Annotated in this window: 20 protein-coding genes and 1 tRNA gene; 5 read left to right on the top strand and 16 right to left on the bottom strand. The window is 60.0% G+C overall.

The features are described from left to right. Positions 1 to 82: 82 nt before the first annotated feature. Positions 83 to 550: a transcription elongation factor GreA gene (greA, locus tag K3180_RS05430; RefSeq protein ID WP_425594516.1), complete on the top strand. Its 468-nt coding sequence runs from the start codon at positions 83 to 85 to the stop codon at positions 548 to 550. A gap of 40 nt (positions 551 to 590) precedes the next feature. On the opposite strand, the gene K3180_RS05435 is transcribed toward greA, so the two are convergent. The 6 genes from K3180_RS05435 to K3180_RS05460 form a co-directional block, all read right to left on the bottom strand. Beyond that, complete coding sequence (locus K3180_RS05435) at positions 591 to 1094, bottom strand: GNAT family N-acetyltransferase (protein WP_221538798.1); 504 nt, start codon at positions 1092 to 1094, stop codon at positions 591 to 593. A 10-nt stretch (positions 1095 to 1104) separates the two neighbouring features. After that, entirely contained in the window at positions 1105 to 1335 is a 231-nt protein-coding gene (locus tag K3180_RS05440; RefSeq protein WP_221538814.1) for a DUF4170 domain-containing protein, read from the bottom strand. Between the two features lie 105 nt (positions 1336 to 1440). Continuing rightward, entirely contained in the window at positions 1441 to 1950 is a 510-nt protein-coding gene (locus K3180_RS05445; protein WP_221538816.1) for a hypothetical protein, read from the bottom strand. Between the two features lie 39 nt (positions 1951 to 1989). Then, complete coding sequence (locus K3180_RS05450; RefSeq protein ID WP_221538818.1) at positions 1990 to 2337, bottom strand: hypothetical protein; 348 nt, start codon at positions 2335 to 2337, stop codon at positions 1990 to 1992. Further along, positions 2334 to 2762: a phage holin family protein gene (locus K3180_RS05455; protein ID WP_221538819.1), complete on the bottom strand. Its 429-nt coding sequence runs from the start codon at positions 2760 to 2762 to the stop codon at positions 2334 to 2336. Before K3180_RS05455 ends, K3180_RS05450 begins: the two co-directional genes overlap by 4 nt. A gap of 23 nt (positions 2763 to 2785) precedes the next feature. Further along, positions 2786 to 3430, bottom strand: a complete 645-nt coding sequence (locus tag K3180_RS05460; protein WP_221538820.1) for a DUF883 C-terminal domain-containing protein — start codon at positions 3428 to 3430, stop codon at positions 2786 to 2788. 175 nt (positions 3431 to 3605) lie between these two features. On the opposite strand from K3180_RS05460, the gene eno reads away from it, so the two are divergent. Beyond that, complete coding sequence (gene eno, locus K3180_RS05465) at positions 3606 to 4895, top strand: phosphopyruvate hydratase (RefSeq protein WP_221538821.1); 1290 nt, start codon at positions 3606 to 3608, stop codon at positions 4893 to 4895. 3 nt (positions 4896 to 4898) lie between these two features. On the opposite strand, the gene K3180_RS05470 is transcribed toward eno, so the two are convergent. The 5 genes from K3180_RS05470 to K3180_RS05490 all read right to left on the bottom strand — a co-directional run bounded on the left by K3180_RS05470 (position 4899) and on the right by K3180_RS05490 (position 7652). Beyond that, positions 4899 to 5150 carry a hypothetical protein gene (locus K3180_RS05470; protein WP_221538822.1) on the bottom strand — a complete coding sequence of 84 codons (252 nt, stop codon included), beginning with the start codon at positions 5148 to 5150 and terminating at the stop codon, positions 4899 to 4901. 84 nt (positions 5151 to 5234) lie between these two features. Further along, positions 5235 to 5657, bottom strand: coding sequence for a 6,7-dimethyl-8-ribityllumazine synthase (gene ribH, locus K3180_RS05475; protein WP_221538824.1), 423 nt, complete (start codon positions 5655 to 5657; stop codon positions 5235 to 5237). A 4-nt stretch (positions 5658 to 5661) separates the two neighbouring features. Then, the gene (gene ribB / locus K3180_RS05480) at positions 5662 to 6900 is read right to left on the bottom strand and encodes a 3,4-dihydroxy-2-butanone-4-phosphate synthase (protein ID WP_247710340.1); all 1239 of its coding nucleotides are present in this window, start codon (positions 6898 to 6900) and stop codon (positions 5662 to 5664) included. Between the two features lie 222 nt (positions 6901 to 7122). After that, a tRNA-Lys gene (locus K3180_RS05485) sits at positions 7123 to 7198 on the bottom strand. Positions 7199 to 7325: 127 nt separating this feature from the next. Further along, complete coding sequence (locus K3180_RS05490; RefSeq protein ID WP_221538827.1) at positions 7326 to 7652, bottom strand: hypothetical protein; 327 nt, start codon at positions 7650 to 7652, stop codon at positions 7326 to 7328. Positions 7653 to 7775: 123 nt separating this feature from the next. On the opposite strand from K3180_RS05490, the gene K3180_RS05495 reads away from it, so the two are divergent. Continuing rightward, positions 7776 to 8432 (top strand): helix-turn-helix transcriptional regulator, encoded by a 657-nt coding sequence (locus K3180_RS05495; protein ID WP_221538829.1) that lies wholly within the window; start codon positions 7776 to 7778, stop codon positions 8430 to 8432. Positions 8433 to 8479: 47 nt separating this feature from the next. On the opposite strand, the gene rodA is transcribed toward K3180_RS05495, so the two are convergent. The 5 genes from rodA to K3180_RS05520 are packed head-to-tail and all read right to left on the bottom strand — an operon-like array spanning position 8480 to position 14186. After that, positions 8480 to 9601, bottom strand: coding sequence for a rod shape-determining protein RodA (gene rodA, locus K3180_RS05500; protein ID WP_221538831.1), 1122 nt, complete (start codon positions 9599 to 9601; stop codon positions 8480 to 8482). Further along, positions 9598 to 11688, bottom strand: coding sequence for a penicillin-binding protein 2 (gene mrdA, locus K3180_RS05505; protein ID WP_221538833.1), 2091 nt, complete (start codon positions 11686 to 11688; stop codon positions 9598 to 9600). Before mrdA ends, rodA begins: the two co-directional genes overlap by 4 nt. Next, positions 11688 to 12239, bottom strand: coding sequence for a rod shape-determining protein MreD (locus tag K3180_RS05510; protein WP_221538835.1), 552 nt, complete (start codon positions 12237 to 12239; stop codon positions 11688 to 11690). The genes mrdA and K3180_RS05510 overlap by 1 nt, the downstream gene beginning before the upstream one ends. Then, complete coding sequence (locus tag K3180_RS05515) at positions 12239 to 13129, bottom strand: rod shape-determining protein MreC (protein WP_221538837.1); 891 nt, start codon at positions 13127 to 13129, stop codon at positions 12239 to 12241. Before K3180_RS05515 ends, K3180_RS05510 begins: the two co-directional genes overlap by 1 nt. Positions 13130 to 13142: 13 nt before the next feature. Next, positions 13143 to 14186, bottom strand: coding sequence for a rod shape-determining protein (locus K3180_RS05520; RefSeq protein WP_221538839.1), 1044 nt, complete (start codon positions 14184 to 14186; stop codon positions 13143 to 13145). A gap of 196 nt (positions 14187 to 14382) precedes the next feature. On the opposite strand from K3180_RS05520, the gene mutL reads away from it, so the two are divergent. Together mutL and K3180_RS05530 are read left to right on the top strand one after the other, a co-directional pair. Further along, positions 14383 to 16185, top strand: coding sequence for a DNA mismatch repair endonuclease MutL (gene mutL / locus K3180_RS05525; protein WP_221538841.1), 1803 nt, complete (start codon positions 14383 to 14385; stop codon positions 16183 to 16185). Continuing rightward, positions 16185 to 16679: a hypothetical protein gene (locus K3180_RS05530; protein ID WP_221538843.1), complete on the top strand. Its 495-nt coding sequence runs from the start codon at positions 16185 to 16187 to the stop codon at positions 16677 to 16679. The genes mutL and K3180_RS05530 overlap by 1 nt, the downstream gene beginning before the upstream one ends.

Below are 16679 nucleotides of genomic sequence, written 5' to 3' on the forward strand. Positions count from 1 at the left end.
TCGGTCACGATACGCACCGCAAGTTCGCGGTGCACGGTCGAATTGTCCGGATCGGTAGGCAAAGCAGGAAGGATTGAAGCCCATGGAAAAAGTGCCGATGCTGGCCGAGGGCTATGAAAAGCTGACCGCCGATCTCAAGGCATTGCGTGCCGAGCGGCCGAAGATCGTCGATGCGATCGAGGAGGCGCGTGCGCATGGCGATCTTTCGGAAAACGCCGAATATCACGCCGCCAAGGAACGCCAAGGCCAGGTCGAAGCGATGATCGGCGATCTGGAAGACAAGATCAGCCGCGCGCAGATCATCGATCCGACCACGCTTTCCGGCGACAAGGTCGTTTTCGGGGCGACCGTTACGCTGCTCGACGAGAACGACAAGCCGGTGAAGTACCAGATCGTCGGACAGACCGAAGCCGATGCTGGCAAGGGCCGGATCAGCTACACTTCGCCGATCGCTCGCGCACTGATCGGCAAGCAGGTCGAGGAAGAAGTCGAAGTCACCGTGCCGAGCGGGGACAAGTTCTACCTGATCGACAAGATCGAATTCGTCTGATCCATATATGAAGCGCCGCCGACCATGCGGCGCTTTCCGATCAAGCGGTATTCTTGGCCCTGTTTACGGGTTCGATGGTCTTCACCATCGCCCAGTTCGTGATCTCGACGCCTTCGATCTCGAAGGTGCGCTTCTTCATCGCCGTATAGCCCGCGCTTTCGAAGGCCGGCTTCGCGATCTCGCTCGCTTCGGTGAAGAGGTGGGTGATCCCGTGGTACTTCGCATATAGCGCTGCCGTTTCCAGCAGGCTCGAGGCGATGCCCTCGTTGGTATGGTCGGGATGGCAGTAGAGATGATCGAGGTGGCCGGTCTGCTCGAGCATGGCATAGGCGACCGGGACCTCGTGGTCGTCCGTGGCGATGAATATCTGTGTCCCGGCATCCGCCTGCGCCTGATAGACTTCCGGACCTGCGAAATTCGACAGCCAGGCTTCGACCTGCTCTTCGCTGTAGGCGTCCGGGCCGATTGCGCCGATGGCCGCGCGTCCGAGCTCGGCGAGCGCTTCGGCATCGCCTTCTTCGAACGAGCGGATCGAATAGCCCATTGCCGAACCCTCAGGCTTCCGGATCGAGCAGCTTGTGCAGGTGGACGATAACGTACTTCATTTCGGCATCGTCCACGGTGCGCTGGGCATTGCTGCGCCAGGCGTCCTCGGCGTCGTCGTAGTTCGAGTAAACGCCCGCAACATGAATGCTCTCCGGGTCGGAGAAGGTGACGCTGCGCGGATCGGTAACCCGGCCGCCCATCACCAGGTAGAGCGTCTGTTTGCTCTCTTTTTCTTCCATTGGTCCGTTCTTTCTCAAGGGAGGAGATAACGGCCACGCCCATAGCGGAAGCGGCGCGACAGGCAACCCTGTCACGCCGCTACTGCAAGTTGGTTTAGGAAGCGTTTAGTCCGTCAGGCGCGCACGCAGATCGCGATAGGCACGCGACGACTTGCGACCGGCACGGCGCTTGCTTGAACGCAGTTTGTCGCCCATGGAATCGAGACGGTATCCGGTGTCGCGTTTGAGGCGGCGGGCCTGCGTACCGGCAGCATCGCCGAAGTCTTCGATCTTGTCGCCCGCTCCTTCCAGCATCGAAAGCCCGTAGGCGAGGGCAGTATCCGCTGCATAGGCCGCGAATGCACCACCGCGCCTGCCGAGATCGCGTCCACGGCGCGTCATCGCACCGATAACGAGACCTATGGTGATTGCACCGGCAATGGTGGCCACCGGGTGCCGCTTGGCGAAATCGACGGCACTGTCCGCGACATCCTTCGCCTGGTTCATCAAGCTGCGTTCCTCGTTCCGCTGCTCGCCTGCTTCAATACGGGCGCGGAGCTGGTCACGCTTTTCCTGATCGGTAAGCTTGCCGTCGGCGCTGATCGGGGTGACGTTGGTTTCGGCGGTGTCTGCCATGATTTTCCTCATTATTTCGTGTTCGCTAACCCAACGGTTTCAGCGACCGAAGTGTTCCGCCGGTTCGTCCCGAAGGTCCCACCCGTCGCCTTCTTCTTCTTCTTCGGCCTCGGGACCAAATCCGAAGATCGAAAGGATAGGGTTGCGGGCAAACCACACCACAATGGCGGCGACCAGGGCCGCAAGGGCGCCTTTGTTATCTTCCGCCACATCGATCGCCTCTTCATAGAGATCGATCGCACCTTCCTTGGCGCGGTCGATGATCCGCGTTCCGATGCTCTTCTGAACAAGGTCCGTCTTGAGGTGCTGTATGTCGGCTTCGAGAAGGGCCCGCGCGGAATCACGGAGGTACTTGTCTTCCAGCATGCGGATCTTGCGATCGCTCATTTTTCCTCATCCGAAAAAGCCGCGCGAATGTCGTCGATCCGCTTCTTGAGCATGCGCAATAACACGATGCCCACCACGATGAGTGTGAGCGAGACAATGGCCGTGGCGATCCACGGACCCACCAGCGGCATCAACGCGATAACGACACCTACGGTGAGGGCGATCAGCGCAAGGTGCAACACGCCGAAAGCGCCGAAGCCGAGGGCGACGGCGCTTTTCAGCCGGTTGGCGGTATAGCCTGCACGGCTCTTCTGATAGGCGACCTCCGCCTCGGCGTAGGTCTTGCCATCTTCGAACAGGGCAAGAAGATCATCGGCAAGGGAAGGGCCGTGTGGCGCCTCGTCCTCGTGATGAACATCGTGCTCGTCAGGCGTGTCGAGCGGGCTTTCGTAGCCCGCCCGGTCCCTTGGTTCTTCGTCCAGCATCCCGCTCCCTGTTTCCGGAGCGATCAGCGACGAAACAGGCGCGAGAGCAAGAAACCGGCCACGGCCGCGATGCCGATCGCGGTTCCCGGGCTCTTGCGGACAAATTCGCGGCTATCTTCGACAAGATCGTCGACGCTCTTCTGGTCGAGCTTGGCGGCATAGTCCTCGAGCGCAGTGGACGCGCTGCGGGCATATTCACCATATTTCGCGCCGAGCTTTTCGTCGACCTGATGCGCGTTCTCATTGATCGTGCGGCTGAGCGAACGGAGGCCTTCGCTGGTCTTGACCTTGCCTTCGGTGGCAAGCTCCCGCCCCTTGACCTTGGCGTCCTTGCCGTAGGTCTTGGCTTCGCTGACCCAGTCCTGGCTCTTGTCCTTGGCTTGACCGCGATAGGAAGCGGCACGCTCGCGACCCTCAGCTTTAAGCGCGGCGGCACCGGCCTTTGCTTCTTCCAGGGCGGCGTTGAAACGGCTCTTGGCTTCGGCGCGGTGCGGATTGGACGCGCCGGTCTTCGATTCCTGTGTCGTGGCAGTGTTGGTCACGGGGGTCATCTCCTTGGCTGCACCCTTCTTGGCCACGGTCTTGCGCGGCTTCTTCGCGGTGCTGGTTTTACTTGCGGTGGTAGTTTTGCGTTTCTTTGGCGTTCCGCCTGCGGTCGTATCGGCCATGCTTCTGTCCTAGCCCTCAATTCGTGATCGTATCCGGGCTCTGGAAAGCGCCCGGTCTTCTATGGTGCAACGCGGCTTGCGCGGGTGTGTTCCGGCGCATAGAGCGCTTCGCGTATTCCCCGATTTGGGGGTGTTTTACACCATTACAACACCAGAGGCCGGAGACTGTTCCGAAATGACCGCAATTATCGATATCCACGCTCGCGAAATTCTCGACAGCCGGGGCAATCCGACGGTGGAAGTCGATGTACTTCTGGAAGACGGCAGCTTCGGCCGCGCGGCAGTACCTTCCGGTGCATCGACCGGTGCGCATGAGGCGGTCGAACTGCGGGACGGGGACAAAGGCCGCTATCTCGGCAAGGGCGTCACCAAGGCAGTCGACGCGGTGAACACCGAAATCCGTGATCTTCTCGTCGGCAATTTCGATGCCGAAGATCAGCGCGACATCGACCATTCGATGATCGCGCTCGACGATACGCACAACAAAGGGCGTCTCGGCGCGAACGGCATTCTCGGCGTCAGCATGGCGACCGCCAAGGCAGCGGCAAACGCACGCGGCCTGCCACTCTACAGCTACATCGGCGGTGTTTCCGCGCATGTCCTGCCGGTTCCTATGATGAACATCATCAACGGCGGCGAACATGCCGATAACCCGATCGACATCCAGGAATTCATGGTCATGCCGGTGGGGGCGGACAGCTTCGCCGAAGCGGCTCGTTGGGGGGCGGAGATTTTCCACACGCTCAAGAAGAAGCTGGGCGAAAAGGGGCTGGCGACCTCGGTCGGTGACGAAGGTGGCTTCGCCCCGAATCTTGCGAGCACCCGAGACGCGCTCGATTTCATCATGGCGTCGATCGAGCAGGCCGGCTTCAAGCCCGGTGATGACGTGGTACTTGCGCTCGACTGCGCCTCGACCGAATTCTTTAAGGACGGCAAATACGAGATCTCGGGCGAGAACCTCTCCCTCGACGGGCCCGAAATGGCCGAATATCTCGACAAGCTCTGCCGTGATTATCCGATCCGTTCGATCGAGGACGGCATGGCCGAGGACGATTTCGAGGGCTGGAAGGCGCTGACCGATCGCATCGGCAAGAGCATCCAACTCGTCGGCGACGACTTGTTCGTCACCAATCCGCAGCGTCTGCGCGAAGGCATCGACCAGGGCCTCGCCAATTCCCTGCTTGTGAAGGTCAACCAGATCGGCACGCTCAGCGAGACACTGGACGCAGTCACCATCGCCAACCGGGCGGGCTACACGGCCGTCATGTCGCACCGCTCGGGTGAAACAGAGGATGCGACGATTGCGGATCTGGCGGTTGCCACCAATTGCGGCCAGATCAAGACCGGCAGCCTCGCACGGTCGGATCGGCTCGCGAAGTACAACCAGCTCATCCGTATCGAGGAAGAACTGGGTGACAGCGCTCTCTATGCCGGTCGAGATTGCTTCGGCAAGATCATCTGCTGACCATCAATCTTCCTTCCGGTTCTTGGGATGTAGCCAGTACTGGTACACCCCCCAGGCATTGATCAGCAGGAGGACGCCGTTCATCGTGGCAAGCGGAATGGCGTCCTCGGTCAGACCGATGTAGATCCAGAGCGCCGAGACGATACAGAACAGGATGAAGCCCCAGGCGGTCGCCCGCCGTCCCAGGTCGAAGGCGATCATCGAGGCCGCCGCGACCGTGCCGATCGAAGCAATCCATTCCAGCGGCCCGTTCATGATTTTCTGTCTCGCATAGAGCCGAGGACGGACGCGGCGTGATTGTGTTCCAAAAACCGCTGTTTATTCAGGCCTCGGTTCGACCTAGCTCGCGAACCGGCTCCGCAGTTCGAGCAGGGCGAGGGCAGCCTTGGCAGCTTCTCCGCCCTTGTCCTTCTGCTTCGGATCGGCGCGAACGAGAGCTTGCGCGTCGTTCTCGACCGTGAGGATGCCGTTGCCGATCGCAATACCGTCCATCGTCAGTGCCATGATGCCGCGTGCGCTTTCCCCAGCCACGATCTCGAAGTGGTAGGTGTCGCCGCGGATCACCACGCCGATGGCGACAAAGCCGTCATAGCGTCCGCTGTCCGCAGCAAGAGAGATCGCGCCGGGTATTTCCAGCGCGCCAGGGACGGTCAGGACCTCTACCGAATGCCCTTCGGCCTCCAGCGCGGACTTCGCACCTGCTATCAACTGGTCGTTGAGATGGTCGTAGAAACGGGCTTCGACAATCAGGAAATTGGCCAAAGGCTTACTCCGGAATGGGCATGTGATCGACGATGTTCAGGCCATAGCCTTCGATCGCGACGACATTGGGTTGTGAATTGCTGAGCAGGATCATGTCTTCCACACCCAGGTCTGCAAGAATTTGCGATCCGATGCCCACGTTACGTTCGGATTCGTTCTGGCCATAGCCCGAAGCGGGCCGGCCGGTGATAATCACGATGACGCCCGAGCCATGTTCGCCCATCGCCTGCATGGCGCGCTGGAGTGTGCGCTTGCGCGGACCAGGCTTGCCGAGCACGTCGTCGAAAATCGAGATCGGGTGAACACGGGTGAGGGTGGGCTTTCCCTCCTGCACCTCGCCCTTCTGCAGGACATAGCTCTCGCTGCCGTCGATCTTGTTGCGGTAGGTCAGCATCCGCCAGCTTTCCCCGTAATCGGAATCGAAGCTGTCTTCGGCGATGCGTTCTACCAGATGATCGTACCGCATGCGGTATTCGATCAGATCCCGGATCGTCCCGATCTTCATGTCATGCTTGCGCGCGAAGGCGACGAGATCGTCAAGCCGGGCCATCGTACCATCGTCCTTCATGATCTCGCAGATCACGCCCGATGGATTGAGCCCCGCAAGGCGCGAGATATCGACTGCAGCTTCGGTATGTCCAGCGCGGACCAGAACGCCTCCGTCGCGTGCGGTAAGCGGGAAGACATGCCCCGGGGTAACGATGTCCTCGGGACCCTTGGTAGGATCGATGGCGACCGACACCGTTCGCGAACGATCCGCGGCACTGATGCCGGTCGTCACGCCCGTCTTCGCCTCGATCGAAGTGGTGAAGGCGGTCTGCATGCTTTCGCGGTTGTCGCGGCTCATGGGCTGGAGGCCAAGCGCCTTCACGCGCTTGCTGTCCAGCGACAGGCAGATCAGCCCGCGGCCATAGGTGGCCATGAAATTGATGGCATTGGGCGTTGCCATCTGGGCCGGAATAATGAGATCGCCTTCGTTCTCCCGGTCTTCGTCATCGACAAGGATAAACATCCGCCCGTTGCGCGCCTCGTCGATGATTTCCTCGGCACCGACTATGACCGGCGTTTCGTCATTGGCCTCTAGAAAAGCGGCCAATTTGTTGAGCGTATCAGTGGTCGGGTTCCAGCCATCATCCGTACAGTCGCGCAAAGTATTGGCGTGAAGCCCTGCCGCACGTGCGAGGCCAGCCCGGGTCATCAACCCGTTGCCGACCAGGGTGCGAACTTTTTCGATCGTATCCATACCCGCCCATATATCACATCACAATGTGAATTCAATTCACAAATCACATTACGATGCATTTAAAGTCCTATTGCTCGTTGGCCTCGCGGCCATCGTGGCGTGGCGATCACGGCTTGTAGGGTGAGTTTCCAGGGGAGGAGTGAGTTTCTTGGCGCCGACTAGCTGGGCAAGAAAACAGACGTTGGCCAACATCTCTAAAAGGGGATAAGTATCTGAAAGGTTTGGTGGACGCACTAGGGCTCGAACCTAGGACCCGCTGATTAAGAGTCAGCTGCTCTACCAACTGAGCTATGCGTCCACACTCACGGCATGTCTCCGTGCCCGGCCCGGTGGTACGGGCGGCCCCGACTCGGGGAGGCGCTCATATAGCGGCTGTTCTGCGAATGAAAAGTCTCAATGTGGACTTTCAGTCGGCATTTCGACCTTTACCGGCGCGAGGCCTCAGCTGCTCCGTCATCCAGGAGGATCAACCTGGCACCGAAAGGGTCTGTTGGGTCATCCTCGATTCTTGCCAGTCTTTCGAATTCCAGCTTGCGGACACCTCCGAAGCATTCACTGAGGGTGAAGCCGGTTATCTGCGGCAGATCGTAGACCGGAAGGGCGAAACCCTGTTCGGCGCTCCGGTGCAGGATCCGCAGGATGGTGTTCGAAAGTTTTTCGTCATCTTGGCCTTGATGATCCGGGTGGAGGTCGTCTGCCCCTTGATGGCGAGAATCCACTCTCCCTGCAAAGGTGTAGTTGTCCGTTTTCATTGCGCGATCCCTTTTCACAAGGTCCGGATTCCACCGGGCTCCTGCGATCGGGTGTCCACATAGTCGCCGATATGCGCTAAGATAGTCACGCGGCTGGGGGACAGCCACGGCGGTTCAGCGCGAATGCGAACATTTTCGGCAGATATCGAACGGATGGAGGATTGCGAGGCAATCCTTGAATACGTATACTATTCTTGCCGAGAAGAGGGCGCGGCCTGGTTCAGCTATCATTTCACTCCAATTTTCGAATCACCCACTTCGCATAACGCTTTCATCTGGGCGCGGGGCTATCCTCTCGATCTCCAGAAAAAGTATTTCGGAGAGGGATATCGCCAAATCGATCCGGTTCCGCGGCTGACCCTGGAGCATGGCCACATACTTACTTGGCGAAAAGCAATGCAGCTTGCCAAAGGCGATCCCACTGCCAAACGATATATCGAGGAGTTCGGGATCGAGAACTGGGCGGGTTTCGCGCTATACGGTCCACGCAACCGGGATGCGTTCGCTGCGCTGACTTTCCTCGAAGATCCCGAACTGTTCGAAGCAGGGCGTCTGGCACATCTGCACACGTTGCTCCAAACGGCACATCTCCTGATATGCAAGGTGATGGATAATGCAGAGCCAGAAGTGATTTTGTCCGCGCGCGAACGAGAAGTTCTCACATGGATGGGGCGCGGCAAATCGGCGACCGAGACTGCGGAAATTCTGAACATTTCGCCGGAGACGGTCAAAACCTATGTAAAGCGGGTGTACGAAAACTCGAAGCGAATGACCGGGTGACAGCGACCGTTCGGGCACTGAAACTCGGTCTCGTGAAGCTCTAGGCTTCAGCTGAGGATCAGGCCCGTCCGAGGCGACTTCTGGTTCCATCTGTGAACCATCATCAGCACGCCGATGCAGATCATGTTGGTCATCATCGAGCTGCCGCCGTGACTGATGAAGGGCAGCGGTATGCCCACCACCGGGGCGAAGCCCATTACCATTAACAGATTGATCGCGACGTAGAAGAAGATCGTGGCGGTCATGCCGGCCGCCAGCAGCTTGGCAAACCGGTCGGTACTCGCTTTCGCTACCTTGAGACCCCAGAATAGGATCAGGCCAAAGGCGCCGATTGTGAACAGGCCGCCGGCAAAACCCCATTCTTCGGCCATGGTCGCGAATACGAAATCCGTATGCGGCTCGGGAAGATAGTTGAGGTGGCTTTGCGAACCTTCATTGAAGCCTTTGCCGAACATGCCCCCCGATCCGATTGCGATCTTTGACTGGGTGATTTGATAGCCGTCGCCCAAGGGATCATTTTCAGGATCGAGGAAAGTCAGAACGCGCTTCTGCTGATAGTCCTGAAGCCCCACAAAGAATGCGACGGGTGCCAAAGCGATTGCCGCTATGCCCGAGAGCACGAACCAGCGCAGTGGCAGGCCAGCCAGAAACAGAACGACAAAGCCGCCGAATGCTATGGCAAGCGACGTACCGAGATCGGGCTGCAGAAGTACGAAGGCCATTGGCAGCAAGATGATCGCGGCGGCAGGCATGAGAGCTCGCCACGTCGGCACCATGCCGACGGGAAGCGAGCCGTAGTATTGAGCCAGTGCAAGCACGACTGCCGGTTTCATGAGTTCCGAAGGCTGAATGCGGATCGGGCCGAGTTCAAGCCAGCGCTGGCTCCCGCCTCCGACCTGACCGACGATTTCGACTGCGATCACGAGCAGCAGGATGGCGATATAGGCCGGGTAGGCGAGCAGCCCGACTACATCTCTTCCAAACCGTGAAATAACGACTGCCATGACAATGAAAATGGCAAAACGGATCAAATGCGACTGCGCGTAAGCCTCGAAGTTGCCGGCCGCCGCCGACGTGAGAACAAGTGCACCGAAACCAATCAGCGCGAACAGCGGGAACAGCATCATCCACGGCTGCCGGGCCACGGGCGCTGGAACGATATTGCTCATTCGACCTGATCCTCAGTCATGGAGGACGGGCCGCTGGGCGTTGAAGGAGACGGCGAACCTTCGGCCCGGGAGCTGCGTTGTTGCTGAGCCAGTTCTTCCGATTGACGTTGCGCCAGACGCGCTTCGGCATCAACCTGATCGAAGATCTGTTCGGTGCGCAACGGTACGGGTTCCACAACTTCGCCAGCTGCTGCGGCGTACGCGCGGTACTTGGCCTCGAGCCGCTGCGAGGCGGTGCCACCCCATTGTTCTTCCAGAGGACGCAAGGCCTCCATTCCCTTCACAGGGTCGAAGAGGAAAGTCATCACATCCCGAGCGATTGGATAGGCTGCGCCCGATCCTCCGCCATGTTCAATCACGACGGCGCCAGCATATTTCGGCTTGTCGAAGGGCGCGAAGAAAACGAAGAGCCCATGGTCGCGATATTTCCACGGGCCACTCCTACCGTCCGAAACGCTGAGCGAGACGACCTGTGCCGTTCCCGTCTTGCCCGCCATCTGGATGCCTTCGATCGGCAATCTTGCGCGGCCGGCAGTGCCTGGGCCGTTGACCACATCGCTCATTGCCTGACGAACGTAGTCGATTTCGTCCGAACTGAAATCGAAGTGCTCGAACTTTGGCCTGCGATCATCCATCCGAAGATGCGGCATCACCTTGTACCCAGTCGCAAGTCGTGCACTCATCACGGCAAGCTGGAGTGGATTCACAAGGTAATAGCCCTGTCCGATCGAAGCGTTGACGGTATCGTAAGGTTGCCAGGCCTGATCGTATTTCCGCTGCTTCCACGCAGGGTCCGGGACCGTTCCGTAGAACTGGCTGGCAACGGGCAGGTCGAATTCTTCGCCCAGGCCCATTTTATGCGCCCATTCGGCTACTTTCTGGAAGCCGATCTGTTGCGCGAAGTGATAGAAATAGCTGTCGCAGCTCTGATAAATGGCCTTGGCCATGTCGACCCGGCCATGATTGCTCCAGCAGTTGAAGAACCGGTTTCCGATCCTTCGGCCGCCGCCACACATGATCGCTTCGTCCGGCTTCACACCTGCATCGAGGAAAGCCATGCAATGCATCGGCTTGACGGTAGAACCGGGCGGGTAAAGTCCCTTGAGGACCTTGTTGCGCAGTGGCACGCGCTCGTCCTCGCGCAGCATGGAGTATTCGACCCGGCCAATCCCAGCAGAAAAGCTGTTGGGATCGAAGCTCGGCATGGAAGACATGCACAGTATGTCGCCGCTTTCACAATCCATGACGACGCAGGAGCCGCTTTCAAGTCCGATGCGGCGCGCGGCGTAATCCTGCAAAGGCCCGTCGATCGTCAGCCGTACCGAAGCGCCCTGCCTGTCTTCCCGCGTTTCGAGGTCACGTACAATCCGGCCCGAGGCAGTTACCTCGACACGGCGCGCGCCGGGTTCACCTTGCAATTCCTCCTCGAATTGCGCTTCGAGCGCGTCCTTCCCGATCTTGTAGCCGGGAGTGATGAGGAGGGGATCGGGATTTTCCTCATACTCCTCCGCCGAGGCCGGTCCCACATAGCCGATAAGATGGCCGACGCTGGGGCCTGTGGGATAAAACCGTGAGAAGCCGCGCTGCGGCACGACCCCGGGCAGATCGGGAAGGCGAACGCTTATAGCAGCGAATTGATCGTAATTGAGCCCGGTAGCCACCTCGATTGGCTGGAACCCGCGCGCCTCTTCGATACGCTTCGATATGTCGGCCAAATTGTTTGTCGACAAATCGAGGATATTTGACAGCACGCCGAGCGTCTTTTCCGGATCAGCCAACCGATCCGGAATGACATCGACGCGAAAGTCGGCGCGGTTGGAGGCTAGCGGCGCACCGTTCCGATCGAGTATCCAACCCCGCCGGGGAGGGATGAGCGACAGGTTCACCCTGTTGCTTTCGGACTCCAGCACCCAGCGTTCATTTTCTGCAATGGCGATATAGGCCATGCGGGACGCGAGGATCATCCCGATCCCGCCCATGCCCGCACCGATCACGAAGGTGCGCCGATCGAAAGTGTTGTCGAGAGTGGTCTGGCTGACCAGTTCGCGCGGTTTCGCACCAGTTCTCCGGCGTCCGAACAAACCCATCAGACCCGCCTCCAGCGCCTCAGACGGAGTTCGTCGAGACGGGATACGAAGACGGCTACGAGTGGATAGATCAAAACTGTAAACACGAGTTGGGGCACGATAGCGACGAGCGAGGGCAGGGTGGGCGTGGCACCGGAAAGTAGCCAGCCTGCGCAGAGATAGCTGCCCGCCAATATACCGGCTGTGAACCAGTCCTGCCAGAATGCGCGCCATGGCCAGCGCATTTCCACCGCTTCGATCACGAGTAGAGTGACGGACCAGGTAAGGATCGCGAAGCCGAAGGGTTGCCCGCTGTAGAGATCATCGAACAGCCCAAGCGGGAAACCGGCCCACACGGGGAGCAATCCAGGCCTGACGAGCCGCCAGGCAAGAAGCATGAGAAAGCCCAGCGGGGGTACTATCGGCAGAGCAGAGGCAATCGGAAAGATCGGCAGAAGTGAACCGATCAGGATAGAGCCCCATGGAATGATATTGGCGAGCAGCGGCGAATGCGAACGATTGATGCGGCTGCCGTAGGCATCACTCCGGGCGCGCGGTTCGATCCGCTCCATCAGTCGCCCAGCTCTTCTTCGATCGGTGTCTGCGAGCCGACTACGGCTTCAGGTTCGAAGATCGGTTCTACCGAGACGAAATCGGTCGCCGCAGGATCGCTTACGATGCGCGCGAGTGCCCCGTCGTCGGTCAGTTCGGTTACAATGGCGACAGCTATGCCCGGTGGATAATAGCCACCGGCACCGCTGGTCACGAACATGTCACCCACCGCCAGCGGGTTGATGCCGAGATTGATGAGCTTGATACGCAGGAAGCTGTCCCCGCGGCCTTCGGCGAAAGCGACGGTTTCGTCGCCGGCGCGGATCACAGGCAAGACGCTTTCGCTGTCGGTCAGCAGCAGGACACGCGAGGAGGTCGTCCCGGTTTCGAGGATGCGACCCACGACGCCCCGCGCCGAGCGAACCGGCATTCCCACTTCTACTCCGTCCTCGGAGCCTGCACCGAGATAGGCGAAGCGGCGCGTGCTCGACGCAGTCGAACCGACGAGCCGCGCCACTGCCACGGGCTTGCGCTCTTCGTCCTGCAGATCGAGAAGGCCTTTGAGACGTACATTCTCGCGCCGGAGTGCCTCTGCTTCTGCGAGGCGAATGCGCGCAAGTTCCATCTCGCGCTTCAATTCTGCGTTCTTCGAACCAGCGCGGTAATAGCCGCTGATCGAATCCCACAGAGATTTCGAGCCGGTTCGTGCCACTGCGACCGTCTCCGTGGCCGGAGAGGCGGCATCTTGCGCGGCACCTCTCGGTCCGTCGAATATATCCGGCTGGAAAAAGGATATGCCAAGCAGAACCGCACCGATCAGCGCACCGGCCCCGGCGACGATGTAGCCGGTGAAAAGATTGTATTGCGCTCGCTTGGAATAGCTGGAGCGCCGCTGGCCGCTCGGCGCCATGGCCGGGTCCCCCTTATGCGGTCATCAAGACCCCGCGATAGATCGGATCTTCCATCGCACGTCCCGTTCCCAGCGCCACGCAGGACAACGGGTCTTCCGCGATCGTGACGGGAAGACCGGTTTCTTCGCGAAGATATTCGTCGAGCCCGCCGATCAGCGCTCCGCCGCCGGTGAGCACGATACCTTGGTCGACGATGTCGGCCGCCAGTTCTGGCGCCGTATTCTCCAGTGCGATGCGCACACCTTCGACGATCGCGCCAATCGGTTCGCTGAGCGCTTCGGCGATGTGACCCTGGTTGATCGTAATTTCCTTGGGCACGCCGTTGACGAGATCGCGGCCCTTGATGGTGATCTGTTCGCCAACACCGTCTTCGGGCGGACGTGCGACGCCATAGTCCTTCTTGATACGCTCGGCAGTGCTTTCGCCGATCAGCAGGTTGTGGTGTCGTCGGACATAGGAGACGATGGCTTCATCCATCTTGTCACCGCCGGTGCGGACCGAAGTGGTGTAGGCGAGACCACGCAACGATAGCACCGCGACTTCCGTCGTCCCACCGCCGATATCGACGACCATGGAGCCGACTGGTTCGGTAACCGGCATGTCGGCACCGATGGCCGCAGCCATGGGCTCGAGAATCAGATAGACCTGGCTGGCACCGGCATTCGATGCCGCATCGCGGATTGCGCGACGCTCGACGGAAGTCGAACCCGAGGGGACACAGATGGTGATTTCGGGATAACGCATCAGGCTCTTGCGGCCATTCACCTTGCGGATGAAGTGCTTGATCATTTCCTCTGCCACGTCGAGGTCGGCGATCACGCCGTCACGAAGGGGGCGGATGGCTTCAATCGAGTCGGGCGTCTTGCCCATCATCATCTTCGCATCATCGCCAACGGCTTTGACGCGCTTCATGCCGTTGATCGTTTCGAGCGCAACCACGCTCGGTTCGTTCAGGACGATGCCCTGATCCTGTACGTAAACCAGCGTATTGGCGGTCCCGAGATCGATCGCCATGTTCTGCACGCCAAATTTGAAGATATTATTCCAGAGGCCCATATTCGTTCGATAATCCGTGTGATGTCGGGGTCAGTCGACGGTTGTGAGGAGCCGCGCGCATCCACCCGTGAGGAAACGGTGGCGGAGCCTTAGCGATATTACGCGCCGAAAGCCAAAAATTTCCTTAGGGCAATTGGGGGATAGGCAAACGCGCCGTCTCGGATTCCTCGCGCTTCGTCGCTATCGTTGCCTGTCCATGCCTGAAATACGACGCCTGCCCGATACTCTCGTCAACCGCATCGCTGCCGGAGAGGTGGTCGAGCGCCCGTCTTCCGCGCTCAAGGAGCTGGTAGAAAACGCAATCGACGCAGGTGCTTCGCGCATCGCGGTCAAGCTGGTCGAGGGCGGGCTGGCGAGCCTCGAAGTGACCGATGACGGCTGCGGAATGAATCCGGATGAAATGGCTTTGGCGCTGGAACGACATGCGACCTCGAAACTACCCGATGAAGCCATCGAACAGGTGTCGACGCTTGGCTTTCGCGGAGAGGCCCTGCCAAGCATAGCCAGCGTCTCACGGTTCACGCTGGAGAGCCGCCCTCAAGGTGCGGAGCAGGGCTGGAAGCGTGTGGTCGATCATGGCGAATTGATCAGCGAAGGTCCGGCTGCACTGCCACCGGGGACGCTAGTGCGGGTGGAGAATCTGTTCGGCAAGATTCCCGCGCGCCGCAAGTTCCTGCGTACCCCGCGCAGCGAGTATGCAGCCTGTCTGGATGTGGTAAAACGCCTCGCGATGGCGCGGCCTGATGTTGCAATCACGCTCGACCACGGGGATCGCCGCATCCTTGGCCTTCGGGCCGGAGAAGGGCTGGCCAATCGCGTTGCCCAGGTGGTTGCTCGCGAACTCAAGGAAAACGGCGTCGCTATCGATCTGGATCGAGGATCGATGCGACTGACGGGGATCGCGGGTCTGCCTACCTACAACCGTGGCATCGCCGATCACCAATACCTTTTCGTCAATGGCCGTCCGGTGAAGGACCGGCTTCTGACAGGCGCAGTGCGCGGCGCATACGCAGATATGCTTGCGCGTGATCGCCACGCCGTGCTGGCGCTGTTCCTCGACCTTCCCCCAGAGGAAGTGGACGTAAATGTCCACCCCGCCAAGACCGAGGTACGCTTTCGCGATGCGCAGGTGGTGCGCGGATTTATCGTCTCCGGTCTCAGGCAGGCGCTGGCAACCGGCGACAAGCGGAGCGCGCAGTCTCCCGATGCGGGAGCAATGTCGCGCTGGCAGCAGGAACCGGAAAGGGCGGAACCGGCGCCCGCGCTACGTTCCATCTTCGAAGGGCGCGACTGGTCGGCGCCGCGACAGGGGGTTTCCGAACCGGGTTCCACCTGGCGCGGCCCGGATACCGAGGTCATGGCCGCGCCGCGCGGCCGGGCAGAGGAAGCGGCTCCGGTGGCAAGGGAAGAAGCAGACTATCCCCTGGGCATCGCACGCGGACAGGTGGCGAACACTTATATCGTGGCCGAAGCGAAGGATGGCCTGGTCCTCGTCGACCAGCACGCTGCACACGAGCGCCTTGTGCTCGAGCGGCTGAAGGCGGCGGGTGCCGAGGAAGCGGTGGCCCGCAGCCAGGCGTTGCTTATTCCCGAAGTCGTGGAACTGGAAGAAACAAGCTGCGACCGGCTGGAAGAAGCGGCAGGAAGTCTGGCGAAACACGGGTTGGTCATCGAACGCTTCGGCCCCTCGGCCATGCTGGTGCGGAGCCTGCCGCATGCCATCGCGCGAACCGATCCCGAGAAATTGCTGCGCGATATCGACGACGATCTGGCCCTGAACGGGGAGGCGCTGCATCTTGGCGAGAAGCTCGACCTCGTGCTCGCCACGATGGCCTGCCACGGTTCAGTGAGGGCAGGGCGCGTATTGCGCGTCGACGAGATGAATTCTCTTTTGCGCGAGATGGAACGCACCCCGCGCTCGGGCCAATGCAACCATGGACGGCCCACGTGGGTTAAGCTCTCGATGGAAGATGTCGAAAAGCTGTTCGGGAGACATTGATGCGCTGGATTGCCTTGGCACTGCCCTTCGCGCTTCTGGCCTGCGACGAACCTACGCCTGCCGAAAAAGAAGCTGCGCGCCAGCAGGCCGTGGCGGAGGTCAAAGCCAATCAGAAACCGCCGCCGGAAGAACTCGTGCTCGATCCCATCCGCTATCCGGAAATTGAAAAATACGATTTATATGGTGCGGGATGCAGCTTCGTGCCCGATGGCGGCGGGCTCGGAGCGGTTGCGATCGGGATGGCGGACAAGGGTTACATGATTCGCAAAGGTGAATTGATGATATTCGCGGCGGATATGGGTAGTGACGAGCTACCGTACCTGGCGCGGCGTAAATACGATGGCCGGGAATATTCCTTTGTGCTCGATCTCGAGGAAGCGGGCGGAACACAAAGCGGGCACGAGACCACCGATTATCGAGGCACGCTGACTGTCAGGGATGGCACCGACGCTGTGGTATACAAGGCCAAAGGCCTGACCCAGTGCGGAGCCTGA

The sequence above is a fragment of the Qipengyuania huizhouensis genome, assembly GCF_019711635.1.
Taxonomy (GTDB): Bacteria; Pseudomonadota; Alphaproteobacteria; order Sphingomonadales; family Sphingomonadaceae; genus Qipengyuania; species Qipengyuania huizhouensis.